The following is a 12629-nucleotide window of genomic DNA, read 5'->3' as shown; positions in this document are numbered from 1 at the left end:
CCGAAAGCCCCCGAACGGAGCGCAGAGGAAAAGCTGGGCAAACCAGCAGCTACCTCATGCGCACAACCCGACGACCAACGACAGCCCGACCTCACAGCCACACACCAGGTCAGTCGGTGGATCGAGGCTAAGAGTGCCCAGAGCACCGACGCGGACGAACCTCTGTTCCCGGTCCGCGTCGTCGCCGAACGCGTTGGCGTGCCCACCGCGACGCTGCGCAGCTGGAATCAGCGCTACGGCGTGGGTCCTCCCGAACACAGTCCGGGCCGGCACCGCCTCTACAGCGAGACCGATATCGAGGTCGCGCGTCGGATGTACGAATTGATCGTCGAGGGCGCCAGCCCGCGCAGTGCGGCGCGGACGGCGATCGACTCAGTGCGGCCGGCGCGTGGTGACGTCGCTACGCTGCTTGAGTCCGCCTTCGATTTCGATGTGTTCACCGCGGGCCTGCTGCTCGATCGTCACCTGCGCCACTTCGGTGTGCTCGACACGTGGGATCAACTGGTACGCCCGGCATTCGATGCGATTGCGCTGCGGCAGGCCCAGGGAGAGGGCTGCATCGATGTCGAGCATGCGCTGTCCTGGACGGTGTCGCGCTCCCTGCAGCGTTTCCCCATCGCTGAACCGAACGAAAACCCCTCGATCATCCTCGCGTGCACTTCGCGTGAAACACACTCGCTTGCCCTGGAAGCGTTGCGCGCTGCACTCGTCGAGCATGGACGCAGCGCGCTGATGCTCGGCGCCGACGTCCCGCGCACAGCGATCATCGATGCGGTCCAACGCAGAGGGCGCCCGGTGGCCGCGCTGTTGTGGTCGCAAACGGCGGACACCGCCGACGTTCGGATGGTCAACGACCTGGCCGCACATGCGTCGGTCAGTGTCGGCGGCCCAGGGTGGGATGCGGTGATTGAGGAGCTTCACGCACCGCGCCTGGACAGCCTTCGCGCGGCCATCGACTTCTTCGCGTCCGGCGGGTAGACCTGGCGGCTACGGCGAGAGGCCTGGCAAGGTCTTGATCCCGAACTCGCGGCGTAGCACCGTGCGCGCCGCGTAGAGCCCGGCCATCCCGTGCACGCCGCCGCCGGGCGGAGTCGCTGACGAGCACAGGTAGACCTTCGGGATCGGTGTGCTCCACGGGTTCAATCGCGGCGTCGGTCCGGTCAGCGCGTGCATCAGGGAGTTGCCGCCGACACCGATGTCACCGCCGACGAGGTTGGCGTTGTGGTCGGACAACTGCGATGCAGGTACCGACCGCACCGCCACAACGACATCGCGGAAGCCGGGTGCGAACCGCTCGAATACCTTCGTCACCACTTCGGCCTGGTCGACGCTCGAGCCGTGCGGCACGTGCGCATACGCCCACAGCGGCCTGCGTCCCTGCGCATCAGTACGGTTCGGGTCGGCAAGGTGGGGGAGAGCGGCGAGCACCATCGGCCATTCGGCATGCCTGCCCGCCGCGATTTCTTTTTCGGCAAGCGCCATCTGCTCCCGGCTGCCGCCCATGTGCAGTGTCGGGGCCTGGGCCGCACGTGGATCAGTCCAGGGAATCTCGTCAGAGAGCACGAAGTCCACCTTGGCGACCCCGGGACCAAAACGATAGCGCTGCAACGCTTTTGCGTATCGAGCCGGCACTCTGTTCCGGTAGATGGACAACAGCGCGGTCGGCGCAGTATCGAAAAGCACGACGCCGCCTGGTGGTTCGGTGACCTCTGCGCCCGCCGTGATGGTGCCGCCGTGAGCGCGCAGGTCGGCGATCAACGCGTCAGGAATAGCTTGGCTGCCGCCCACCGGAATAGCCCAGCCGACGGTGTGCGCAAGTGTGGCCAACATCAGTCCGGCACCGGTGGTGACGAACGACGGCATCCGGTTGATGGCATGTGCGGCAACGCCGGTGAACAACGCGCGGGCGTCTTCGCCGGCGAGCCTGCCCCACAGCGGGGTGCCCTGCTCGAGCATGTTTCGGGCGATGAACGCGGCGGCGATCGGATCGCTCGGAATGGAACGTTTGTCGCCGAGGAGGAAGTCGACGACACCAGCATCACGGTCGGTGAGCGGACCGAGCAGCCGGCGCCACGAATCGCCGTGGAGCAGCTCTGCGCAGGTGCGGTCGAGGTCGTGATAGCCGACCGCCGTCGGCTTGCCAGGAAGCGGATTGGCGTACGAGACGGAGGGCACCTTCAAGGTCACACCGCGGGCGGGTAGATCGAACGCCGTCAGGAACGGCGATGCGAGTGCCAGCGGATGCACAGCGGAGCAGACGTCGTGGAAGACGTCGCTGAACTCGGGGTCGGCCAGGGTCCGCGCGCCGCCTCCCAACGTCGGCTGCGCTTCGAAAAGCTGCACTGACAGACCGGCCCGCGCGCAGATGACGGCGGCGGCCAATCCGTTGGGTCCACTGCCGACCACGGTGACGTCCACCGCCCAATTACAGCCCATTAGGCTGGCCGCGTGAGCCTGCCCGTTGTATTGATCGCTGACAAGTTGGCGCCCTCGACCGTCGCCGCACTGGGTGACCAGGTAGAAGTGCGCTGGGTCGATGGTCCGGACCGAGAGAAGTTACTCGCCGCCGTGCCCGAGGCCGACGCACTACTGGTGCGCTCGGCGACCACCGTGGACGCCGAGGTGCTCGCCGCAGCGCCGAAGCTCAAGATCGTCGCCCGTGCCGGCGTCGGTCTGGACAACGTCGACGTGGATGCCGCCACCGCCCGCGGCGTCCTGGTGGTCAACGCGCCGACCTCGAACATTCACAGTGCCGCCGAGCATGCACTGGCGCTCCTGCTTTCGGCGGCGCGGCAGATCCCCGCCGCCGATGCGACGCTTCGCGAGCACACGTGGAAGCGCTCGGCGTTCTCCGGCACCGAGATCTTCGGCAAGACCGTCGGCGTCGTCGGCCTCGGGCGGATCGGACAACTGGTGGCCCAGCGACTGGCCGCCTTCGGCACGCACGTCGTCGCGTACGACCCGTACGTGTCTGCAGCCCGAGCCGCCCAACTGGGTATCGAACTGCTCACCCTCGACGAACTGTTGGGCCGCGCCGACTTCATCTCGGTGCATCTGCCCAAGACCAAGGAGACAGCGGGCCTCCTCGGCAAGGAGAATCTGGCGAAGACCAAGCCGGGCGTCATCATCGTCAACGCCGCTCGCGGCGGGCTGATCGACGAGGCCGCGCTGGCCGACGCCATCAACAGCGGCCATGTGCGCGGCGCAGGTCTCGACGTGTTCTCCACCGAACCGTGCACGGACAGCCCGCTTTTCGAATTGCCGCAGGTGGTGGTGACGCCACACCTCGGTGCGTCGACCGCCGAAGCTCAGGACCGGGCGGGCACCGATGTCGCCGAGAGTGTGAAGCTGGCGCTGGCCGGAGAGTTCGTGCCCGACGCGGTCAATGTCGGCGGAGGTGTCGTCGGCGAGGAGGTCGCGCCGTGGCTGGATCTGGTGCGCAAGCTGGGGCTGCTGGTCGGTGTGCTGTCCGCCGAACTACCTGTGTCGCTGTCGATTCAGGTCCGCGGTGAGCTGGCCTCTGAAGACGTCGACATACTTCGGCTTTCGGCGTTGCGCGGTTTGTTCAGCGCTGTGATCGAAGACCCGGTGACGTTTGTCAACGCGCCTGCGCTTGCCGCCGAGCGCGGTGTCGAGGCCGACATCAGTACCGCGACCGAGAGTCCGAACCACCGCAGCGTCGTCGACGTCCGTGCGGTGTACTCCGACGGCTCGGTGGCCAATGTGTCCGGCGCGCTGTCGGGTCCGCAACTGGTGGAGAAGATCGTTCAGATCAACGGCCGCAACTTCGATCTGCGCGCCGAGGGCGTCTACCTGATCGCCAACTACATCGACCAGCCGGGCACGCTCGGCAAGATCGGCACGCTCCTTGGCGCCGCCGACATCAACATTCACGCGGCCCAGCTCAGCGAGGACGCGGAGGGGCCGGGCGCGACGATCCTGTTGCGTATCGACCGCGATGTTCCCTCCGACGTCCGTGCCGCGATCACCGCGGCTGTCGGCGCCAAGCTGCTGGAAGTGGTGGACCTCACGTGAAACTGGCGATCATCGCAGGCGACGGCATCGGCCCGGAGGTCGTCGACGAGGCGGTCAAGGTGCTCGACGCCGTGCTGCCAGGTGTGAACAAGACCAACTACGACCTCGGGGCGAGGCGGTACCACGCCACTGGCGAGGTACTACCCGAATCCGTGCTCGACGAGCTTCGCGCGCACGATGCGATCCTGCTCGGTGCGATCGGCGATCCATCGGTGCCCAGCGGCCTGCTCGAACGGGGTCTGCTGCTGAGGATCCGGTTCGAACTCGACCATCACATCAACTTGCGCCCAGCCCGGCTCTATCCGGGGGTGAGCAGTCCGCTGGCGGGAAACCCGGAGATCGACTTCGTCGTGGTCCGTGAAGGTACCGAAGGCCCGTACACGGGGACCGGCGGGGCGATCCGCGTGGGCACACCCCATGAAATCGCCACCGAAGTCAGTGTCAACACCGCGTTCGGCGTGCGACGGGTCGTGCAGGACGCATTCGGCCGCGCCGCACGCCGGCGCAAGCAGTTGACCTTGGTGCACAAGAACAACGTCCTGACGTATGCGGGTGCACTCTGGTGGCGCACCGTGCAAGAGGTCGGCACCGAGTACCCCGATGTCGAGATCGCCTATCAGCACGTCGACTCCGCGACCATCCACCTCGTCACCGACCCGGGGCGGTTCGATGTCATCGTCACCGACAACCTGTTCGGCGACATCGTCACCGATTTGGCCGCCGCGGTCTGTGGCGGCATCGGACTGGCCGCGAGCGGCAACATCGATGCCACCAGGACCAATCCGTCGATGTTCGAACCGGTGCACGGCAGCGCACCCGACATCGCGGGACAGGGCATCGCCGACCCGACGGCGGCGATCATGTCGATCGCGCTGTTGCTTTCCCACGCGGGTGAAATCGATGCGGCAGCCCGCGTCGACAAGGCTGTCGAACAGCACCTGGCCACGCGCGGCGACGAGGCTCGGTCCACCACTGAGATCGGCGATCGGATCGCGTCAAATCTCTAGTCGCGTCGCCACCCTGACGCGGCAGTGCTGGTTGTTCGCAATCGGCTCGTCGTTGTTTGCGGCCGCGACGATTCCCGGGTTGTCCGCAGTGGCGGGTGCCGGTTTCGCCAATCTGTTGTGCTTCATCGGCTCCTGGTTCTTCACCACCGCGGGCTGGATGCAGTTGGTGCTGTCCGGACCCGCGATGCGGATCGGGTGGCTTTCGGCGGCTGCTCAGTTCGCCGGAACCATCCTGTTCAACATCAGCACCGGTGCCGCCCTGTGGGCACATGCGGTCAAGCCGGAGCGGCGCCTGGTGTGGGCACCGGATGCGACCGGATCCCTGGCATTTCTGCTCAGCGGGGTGCTTGGCGTGGTCGCCGTGACAGCCGTCGTCGGGATCGTCGAGCTGAAATCCCGCGACTGGCAGAGCGAGTGGATCAACATGATTGGTTGCGTGGCCTTCGCGGTATCCGCGCTCGGTGCGTTCGTCAGCGAAACCGGTGTCACCGAGGATGCCGTGCTGGCCAACACGGGCACCTTCATCGGCGCACTGTGTTTCTTGATCGCCGCATTGGTGATACTGCCGCGTCGCTCGCAACGAGAGTGAGGCTTCACGTTCGCGTTGGCTCAACCGGGACCAGCGGCGTGGCCAGCAGCGGCAGCAGCGCACACGCGGCGAACGCCACCGGAAAGCCGAGGACGCCGATCAATGCGCCGAAAGCCGGGGCGGCAGCGGCGGCGGTCAAGTGCTGACTGGTGTTCTGCACACCCAGCGCTCGGCCGCTCCAGAACGGTCCGGCTATCTCGGCGATGGCGGTGAACGCTAACCCGTTGTCCGACACGGTGATCACGGACGCGACGACCATCATCGCCACGCTGACCGGGGAACTTAGCGAGTCGCTCAGCGCCAACAGTCCCATCGCGACGGCGGCCGCCAGCGCGATGGTGCGAATCGGTTTCAGCCGCGAGCCCGTCACATCCGACCAACGGCCGGCAGCGATTCGACCGCATACGCCCATCACCTGGGTCACTGTGATGAGCGCACCTGCCGATGCCGCCGACCACCCACGGTCGGTCATCAACCACACCAGTGCGAACGTCCACAGCACGGATTGCGGCACCACTAGCAGCACAGAGACGGCGTGAATCCGGGTCAGCACCGTCGATGCGCGGTAGGGATTGGCCAGGTGCTCGGCCGGTGCCTCGGAGCGCGGCGGCCGCGGCGGATCGATCACGGCCACCGCGCAAATGACCGCGGAGACGGCGCACACAATCGCCGGGAACAGCAAGGCCGCCGAGATGCTGTAGGTCTCGGCGACTCTCGGAATCACCAAGGCGCCCAAGCCGACCCCCAGCGGCGTCGCGGTTTGGCGGATACCCATGACCAATCCGCGTTGATCCGGTGGGAACCAGCCGACCACGAGCCGGCCGCTGGCTGAATTGCTGCTTGCGGCCGCCATCCCACCGAGAAGCAGGAACACACCGATGGCGAACAATGAGTCGACGGATGCAGCCGCGAACGCGGCCGCAGCGATGAGCACCGACCCGAGAGTCAACACGATGCGTTCGCCGACGCGGTCGACGATGTAACCCCACGCGATGAGCGTGAGGACCAGGCCGAAGCTGGGCAGCGATGACATCAGGCCAGCCGCCGCAAGGTCGAGCCCGCGTTCGCGTTGCAGGCTCGGAATGAGGAACGCCGCACCGTTGATGAACACGTTGGCGCTCGTCGTCGCGGTCAGTGCGACGACGAGCATCGACCAGCGTCGCGCGGTGCTGATCGGGTCCCCGGACATGGCCCCCATGGTCGCATGTCGATCTCACATATCTGAATTGCTATCCCATTATCTGAGAAAGCACTGGGGCGGGAGCGCTCGCAACACCGAGGATCGCGGCCACTAGGCTGAGCGAATGCGCCTTGGACGTATCGCCAGCCCCGACGGGGTCGCCTTCGTCAGCATCGAGGGTCCCCCCGATGATCCGACTCAGGCGATCGCCAAAGAAATCGCAGAGCACCCCTTCGGCACGCCGACCTTCACGGGACGGGAGTGGCCGCTGGCCGATGTGCGCCTGCTCGCGCCGATTCTGGCCAGCAAGGTCGTGTGCATCGGAAAGAACTACGCGGCACACATCGCGGAAAGAGGCGGAGGTGATTTCCCCCACCCGGTGATGTTCATGAAGCCAAACACGGCGATCATCGGGCCCAACGTGCCCATCCAGCTGCCGGCCGACGCCAACCCGGTGCACTTCGAGGGTGAGCTCGCCGTAGTCATCGGCCGACCCTGCAAGGATGTTCCCGCCGCCCGCGCCGCGGAGAACATCCTGGGTTACACGATTGGCAACGACGTGTCCGCGCGGGATCAACAGCAAGCAGACGGCCAATGGACCCGGGCGAAGGGGCATGACACGTTCTGTCCGATCGGGCCGTGGATCGTCACCGATCTCGATGCGTCCGATCTGGCTTTGCGCACCGAGGTCAACGGCGAGACCAAACAGGACAGTCGGACGTCGCTGATGATTCACGATATCGGCGCGATCGTGGAATGGATTTCGGCGGTGATGACACTGCTGCCCGGCGATATCATCCTGACCGGAACGCCGGACGGTGTTGGCCCGATCGAGGACGGGGACACCGTCAGCATCACGATTGAAGGAATCGGGACCTTGTCGAATCCGGTTGTGCGCAAAGGAAAGGCATGACGGCCGGTATGCGCGTGCGGTTCTGCCCGTCGCCGACCGGCACGCCGCACGTGGGCCTGATCCGTACGGCGCTGTTCAATTGGGCCTACGCGCGGCATTGCGGTGGGGAGTTCGTGTTCCGGCTGGAGGACACCGATGCCGAACGGGACAGCGAGGAAAGCTATCTGGCGCTCCTCGATGCCCTGAGCTGGTTGGGGTTGACCTACGACGAGGGTCCTGACATCGGTGGCCCATACGCGCCGTACCGGCAGTCGGAGCGTGGCGAGATCTACCGTGACGTGCTTGCGCGTCTACAGGAGTCCGGTGAGGCCTACGAGGCGTTCTCGACCGCAGAGGAAGTGGAGGCACGCCACGTCGCCGCCGGCCGGAACCCGAAGCTGGGCTACGACAACTTCGACCGCGAACTCACCGAGGCGCAGCGCGCCGCGTTCATCGACGAGGGCCGCAGGCCGGTGCTTCGGCTGCGGATGCCCGCGCAGGACATCACCTGGTGCGACCTGGTCCGCGGGGACACCACGTTCGCGGCGGGCGTAGTTCCCGATTTCGCGCTGACTCGCGCCAGCGGAGATCCGTTGTACACATTGGTCAATCCCGTCGATGACGCGCTGATGAAGATCACCCACGTCTTGCGCGGCGAAGATCTGCTTCCGTCCACACCGCGCCAGATCGCGCTATATCAGGCGCTGATTCGAATTGGTGTCGCAGAGCGGGTACCCGAGTTCGCACACCTGCCAAGCGTTCTCGGGGACGGCAACAAGAAGCTGTCCAAGCGCGATCCGCAGTCGAATTTGTTCCTCCACCGCGATCGCGGCTTCATTCCCGAAGGTCTGCTGAACTATCTGGCGTTATTGGGCTGGGGTATCGCCGAGGACCATGACGTATTCAGCCTCGACGAGATGGTGGCTGCGTTCGATGTCGTCGACGTCAACTCCAACCCGGCCCGGTTCGATCAGAAGAAGGCGGACGCACTCAACGCCGAACACATCCGGATGTTGAGCGAAGAGGATTTCACCGTCCGGTTGGCCGCCTACTTCGCCGAGCACGAGCACGACACGGGGCTCGACGACGCGCAGTTCGCGGAGGCCGCCCGACTCGTTCAGACCCGAATTGTTGTGCTCGGGGACGCATGGGACCTGCTGAAGTTCCTCAACGACGGCGAATTCGTCCTCGACGAGAAGTCTGCAGCCAAGGAACTGGGGACAGACGCCGTGGCCGTTCTGGACGCTGCGCTCGGCGCGCTGGACAAGGTCGGGCAGTGGACCACCGCCGAGATCGAAAACGCGCTGAAGGTTTCCTTGTTGGAGAATATGGAGCTCAAGCCCCGCAAGGCGTTCGGTCCGATCCGGGTCGCCGCCACCGGGGCGTCGGTCAGCCCACCGCTGTTCGAATCGCTCGAGCTACTGGGTCGAGACCGCAGTCTCAGGCGGCTGCGAGCGGGCCGTGACCACGCCGCCGCCCTCACGGCCAAGGCGTGAAAATAGGCCCGCGAATCTTTGGTAGTCTGCTCGTCGGCCCGGAACAACGCGCGGCGGCAGCGCCGAGTGCTTAGCAGGGTTGAAAAGAGCTTGTGGCCTGCGGTTACGGGCGCCCCATGGGGTATGGTGTAATTGGCAACACAGCGGTTTCTGGTACCGCCATTCTAGGTTCGAGTCCTGGTACCCCAGCCATTTCGGTGATTTCTGTCGGCGTTGCCTCCTGGGCTATGCTGGCGGTCCGGAAATGTTCTGGCCCCCGTCGTCTAGCGGCCTAGGACGCCGCCCTCTCACGGCGGTAGCGTGGGTTCGAATCCCATCGGGGGTACAAGCGAGTGAGCCGAGGGCAGAGAGCTTGCTCTCATGCCGAGGCGATTGAGCTTGCGGACAAGCGAGTGAGCCGAGGGCAGAGAGCTTGCTCTCATGCCGAGTCGATTGAGCTTGCGGTGCCAAGGTCGATTTTCACAGTCGGCGCGTGAGCGCATCTGCCGCCGCCAACAAATCCGCCGCCCATCTCGCTCCTGGACGTCGTCCCATTCGATCGATCGGGCCCGACACCGAAACAGCAGCGATCACCGCGCCGTGAGCGTCGCGCACCGGCGCCGACACACTCGCCACTCCGGGCTCGCGTTCGGCGGCGCTCTGCGCCCAGCCGCGTTTGCGCACCTCGGCGAGAGTCCGATCGGTGAACTTCGCCGTCGGCAACACTGCCTGTTGAGTGGTGGCGTCGGCGTAAGCCAGCAGCACCTTGGCCCCCGAGCCCGCCGTCAACGGCAGTCGCGCGCCGACCGGAACGGTATCGCGAAGCCCGGCAGGTGGTTCCAGCGCCGCGATACAGATCCGTGCGGTGCCTTCGCGGCGATAGAGCTGCACGCTCTCTCCGGTGATCTCGCGTAGGCGCGGCAACACCACCGCGCCCGCGGCCAGAAGTGGGTCGTTGATCTGTCCTGCCAATTCGGTGAGCGCGGGCCCGAGCCGCCATTGGCCGTCTCCGTTGCGGATCAACAGCCGGTGTACTTCCAGGCCCGCGGCGAGCCGGTGCGCGGTCGCCCGCGGCAGGCCGGTGCGATCACACAGTTCGGCGAGTCCGCACGGCGAATCGGCGACCGCGTGCAGCACGCCCACCGCTTTGTCCAACACGCCGATACCGCTATCCTGTCTCACAGGGAGATATTAGCTTCCCAGAATGTGAGAAAGTCAAGATGGCAGCCCAAGATAAACCACGCACACTCGCCGAAAAAGTGTGGGATGACCACGTCGTCGCCCTCGGTGTGGGTGAAGGCGCCGCGCGCGAACCCGACCTCATCTACATCGACCTGCACCTGGTGCACGAGGTGACCAGCCCCCAGGCATTCGACGGCCTTCGGCTCAACAACCGCCCGGTGCGCCGGCCGGATCTGACCATCGCCACCGAGGACCACAACGTGCCGACGATCGACATCGACAAACCGATCGCCGATCCGGTGTCACGCACTCAGGTCGAAACGCTGCGTCGCAACTGTGAAGAGTTCGGCATCCGGTTGCACCCGATGGGTGACGTTGAGCAAGGCATCGTTCACATCATCGGTCCGCAGTTGGGACTCACCCAGCCCGGCATGACGGTGGTGTGCGGGGACAGCCATACCTCGACGCATGGCGCGTTCGGTGCGCTTGCGATGGGCATCGGTACATCGGAGGTCGAGCATGTGCTCGCGACGCAGTCGCTGCCGCTGCGGCCGTTCAAGACGATGGCGGTCAACGTCGACGGGCAGCTGCCTGCCGGTGTGAGTGCCAAAGACATCATCCTGGCGGTGATCGCGAAGATCGGTACCGGCGGAGGACAGGGCTACGTCATCGAATACCGCGGCAATGCGATCGAAGCGCTGTCGATGGAAGGTCGCATGACGGTCTGCAACATGAGCATCGAGGCGGGCGCACGCGCGGGCATGGTCGCGCCCGACGAGACGACCTTCGAGTTCTTACGCGGTCGTCCGCACGCGCCGCAGGGCGCCGATTGGGATGCGGCCGTCGCGGCGTGGAGTGAACTGCGCACCGATGAGGGTGCCGAGTTCGACACCGAGGTCTACATCGACGCTTCGGCTCTGAGCCCGTTTGTGACGTGGGGAACCAACCCCGGGCAGGGGGTGCCACTGTCGGCAGCGGTGCCAGACCCCGAGCTGATATTCAACGACGGTGAACGTCAATCTGCCGAAAAAGCATTGGCGTATATGGACCTTCGGCCCGGAACGGCGATGCGTGACATCACGGTCGACACCGTCTTCGTCGGTTCGTGCACGAACGGGCGCATCGAGGATTTGCGAGTGGTCGCCGACGTGTTGAGGGGCCGCAAGGTCGCCGACGGCGTGCGGATGCTCGTCGTTCCCGGGTCGATGCGAGTGCGTGCGCAGGCCGAATCAGAGGGTCTCGGTGAGATCTTCACCGCCGCCGGCGCGGAGTGGCGGCAGGCGGGCTGCTCGATGTGTCTTGGAATGAATCCAGATCAACTGGAGCCAGGACAGCGCTGCGCATCGACGTCCAACCGAAATTTCGAAGGGCGCCAAGGCAAGGGTGGTCGCACACATTTGGTGTCGCCTGCGGTCGCCGCCGCCACCGCTGTGCGTGGCACGTTGTCCTCGCCTGCTGATCTGACTCACGCATAGGAGCCCCGTCATGGAACCATTTCGCACACACACCGGCATCGGGGTTCCGCTTCGGCGAACCAATGTCGACACTGACCAAATCATCCCGGCGGTCTATTTGAAGCGGGTAACCCGAACAGGTTTCGAGGATGGCTTGTTCGCGGCATGGCGCAACGACCCGTCGTTCGTGCTGAATCTCGCCCCGTTCGACAAAGGGTCTGTGTTGGTGGCGGGTCCCGATTTCGGCACCGGCTCGTCACGCGAGCATGCCGTCTGGGCGCTTATGGACTTCGGATTCAAAGTCGTCATCTCGTCTCGCTTCGCCGACATTTTTCGGGGCAACGCGGGCAAGGCGGGCCTCTTGGCGGCCGAAGTCGCACAAGATGATGTCGAACTGTTGTGGAAGCTCATTGAGGAGCATCCGGGCATGGAAATTACTGTGAATCTTCAAGATCGGAACGTCACCGCGGGAACGGTCATGGTGCCGTTCAACATTGACGATTACACCGCCTGGCGACTTCTCGAAGGACTCGACGATATAGGCATTACGCTGCGGAAATGCGATGAAATCGATTCGTATGAAGCGCGCCGACCGAGCTGGAAACCGCGCACCTTGCAGTCGTGACGAAATGGCTCAGTGAGCCGAAATCATCACCACCGAACCCGGTTATCCGGGCCCCCGGCAGGAGCCCAAGGGGGGCAAGAAAGTTCGCTAGATTCTCGTGAAATTGCGCGTGGCTCTTGGAAATCAGTGGTCATTGGGTTTACCGTGTCCACTAGTCGGCCCAAAGTGGGCTACTGGTTTTCGGAGGTTT

General features: G+C 65.1%; 11 protein-coding genes and 2 tRNA genes. 10 read left to right on the top strand and 3 right to left on the bottom strand.

Translation table 11 applies throughout. The features are described 5' to 3' along the window. Positions 1-33 precede the first annotated feature (33 nt). Positions 34-978 carry a MerR family transcriptional regulator gene (locus tag CSQ99_RS16725; RefSeq protein WP_281258486.1) on the top strand — a complete coding sequence of 315 codons (945 nt, stop codon included), beginning with the start codon at positions 34-36 and terminating at the stop codon, positions 976-978. 9 nt (positions 979-987) lie between these two features. Here the strand turns inward: CSQ99_RS16725 and CSQ99_RS16720 are convergent, their stop codons facing one another. Next, positions 988-2418 carry a phytoene desaturase family protein gene (locus tag CSQ99_RS16720; RefSeq protein ID WP_176561055.1) on the bottom strand — a complete coding sequence of 477 codons (1431 nt, stop codon included), beginning with the start codon at positions 2416-2418 and terminating at the stop codon, positions 988-990. A gap of 30 nt (positions 2419-2448) precedes the next feature. Here CSQ99_RS16720 and serA point away from each other — a divergent pair, with 30 nt between their 5' ends. Genes serA through CSQ99_RS16705 form a run of 3 tightly spaced genes read left to right on the top strand, consistent with a single transcriptional unit; the run spans position 2449 to position 5631 of the window. Further along, positions 2449-4035 carry a phosphoglycerate dehydrogenase gene (serA, locus tag CSQ99_RS16715; RefSeq protein WP_099040110.1) on the top strand — a complete coding sequence of 529 codons (1587 nt, stop codon included), beginning with the start codon at positions 2449-2451 and terminating at the stop codon, positions 4033-4035. Beyond that, the gene (locus CSQ99_RS16710) at positions 4032-5042 is read left to right on the top strand and encodes a 3-isopropylmalate dehydrogenase (protein ID WP_099040109.1); all 1011 of its coding nucleotides are present in this window, start codon (positions 4032-4034) and stop codon (positions 5040-5042) included. Before serA ends, CSQ99_RS16710 begins: the two co-directional genes overlap by 4 nt. A 31-nt stretch (positions 5043-5073) precedes the next feature. Then, on the top strand, positions 5074-5631 hold the full coding sequence (locus CSQ99_RS16705) for a hypothetical protein (RefSeq protein WP_245908949.1): 558 nt from the start codon (positions 5074-5076) through the stop codon (positions 5629-5631). Between the two features lie 4 nt (positions 5632-5635). Here CSQ99_RS16705 and CSQ99_RS16700 read toward each other — a convergent pair whose 3' ends face one another. Further along, the gene (locus CSQ99_RS16700) at positions 5636-6820 is read right to left on the bottom strand and encodes an MFS transporter (RefSeq protein ID WP_099040108.1); all 1185 of its coding nucleotides are present in this window, start codon (positions 6818-6820) and stop codon (positions 5636-5638) included. Between the two features lie 115 nt (positions 6821-6935). Here CSQ99_RS16700 and CSQ99_RS16695 point away from each other — a divergent pair, with 115 nt between their 5' ends. The 4 genes from CSQ99_RS16695 (at position 6936) to CSQ99_RS16680 (ending at position 9524) form a co-directional block, all read left to right on the top strand. Beyond that, positions 6936-7724 carry a fumarylacetoacetate hydrolase family protein gene (locus tag CSQ99_RS16695; RefSeq protein ID WP_099040107.1) on the top strand — a complete coding sequence of 263 codons (789 nt, stop codon included), beginning with the start codon at positions 6936-6938 and terminating at the stop codon, positions 7722-7724. Continuing rightward, a complete protein-coding gene (gltX, locus tag CSQ99_RS16690) occupies positions 7721-9199 on the top strand; it encodes a glutamate--tRNA ligase (protein ID WP_099040106.1) in 1479 nt (492 codons plus the stop codon). Before CSQ99_RS16695 ends, gltX begins: the two co-directional genes overlap by 4 nt. A gap of 117 nt (positions 9200-9316) precedes the next feature. Continuing rightward, positions 9317-9391 (top strand) — tRNA-Gln (locus CSQ99_RS16685). 60 nt (positions 9392-9451) lie between these two features. Continuing rightward, positions 9452-9524 (top strand) — tRNA-Glu (locus CSQ99_RS16680). Positions 9525-9658: 134 nt separating this feature from the next. Here the strand turns inward: CSQ99_RS16680 and CSQ99_RS16675 are convergent. Continuing rightward, positions 9659-10360: an IclR family transcriptional regulator gene (locus CSQ99_RS16675; protein WP_099040105.1), complete on the bottom strand. Its 702-nt coding sequence runs from the start codon at positions 10358-10360 to the stop codon at positions 9659-9661. A gap of 38 nt (positions 10361-10398) precedes the next feature. Here CSQ99_RS16675 and leuC point away from each other — a divergent pair, with 38 nt between their 5' ends. Both leuC and leuD read left to right on the top strand, forming a co-directional pair. Beyond that, a complete protein-coding gene (gene leuC / locus CSQ99_RS16670; RefSeq protein WP_099040104.1) occupies positions 10399-11835 on the top strand; it encodes a 3-isopropylmalate dehydratase large subunit in 1437 nt (478 codons plus the stop codon). A gap of 10 nt (positions 11836-11845) precedes the next feature. Then, positions 11846-12439 carry a 3-isopropylmalate dehydratase small subunit gene (leuD, locus tag CSQ99_RS16665; protein ID WP_099040103.1) on the top strand — a complete coding sequence of 198 codons (594 nt, stop codon included), beginning with the start codon at positions 11846-11848 and terminating at the stop codon, positions 12437-12439. Positions 12440-12629 lie beyond the last annotated feature (190 nt).

The organism is Mycobacterium neglectum (assembly GCF_002591975.1).
In the GTDB taxonomy this organism is placed as follows: domain Bacteria; phylum Actinomycetota; class Actinomycetes; order Mycobacteriales; family Mycobacteriaceae; genus Mycobacterium; species Mycobacterium neglectum.
Note: the sequence above shows the minus strand (reverse complement) of the source record. Positions and strands in the feature narration are given on the sequence as shown.

Bases quoted from the DNA above. Each gene is read 5' to 3' on its own strand.
- leuD (WP_099040103.1), top strand. From the start codon at position 11,846: ATGGAACCATTTCGCACACACACCGGCATCGGGGTTCCGCTTCGGCGA.
- CSQ99_RS16700 (WP_099040108.1), bottom strand. From the start codon at position 6,820: ATGTCCGGGGACCCGATCAGCACCGCGCGACGCTGGTCGATGCTCGTC.
- gltX (WP_099040106.1), top strand. From the start codon at position 7,721: ATGACGGCCGGTATGCGCGTGCGGTTCTGCCCGTCGCCGACCGGCACG.
- CSQ99_RS16695 (WP_099040107.1), top strand. From the start codon at position 6,936: ATGCGCCTTGGACGTATCGCCAGCCCCGACGGGGTCGCCTTCGTCAGC.
- leuC (WP_099040104.1), top strand. From the start codon at position 10,399: ATGGCAGCCCAAGATAAACCACGCACACTCGCCGAAAAAGTGTGGGAT.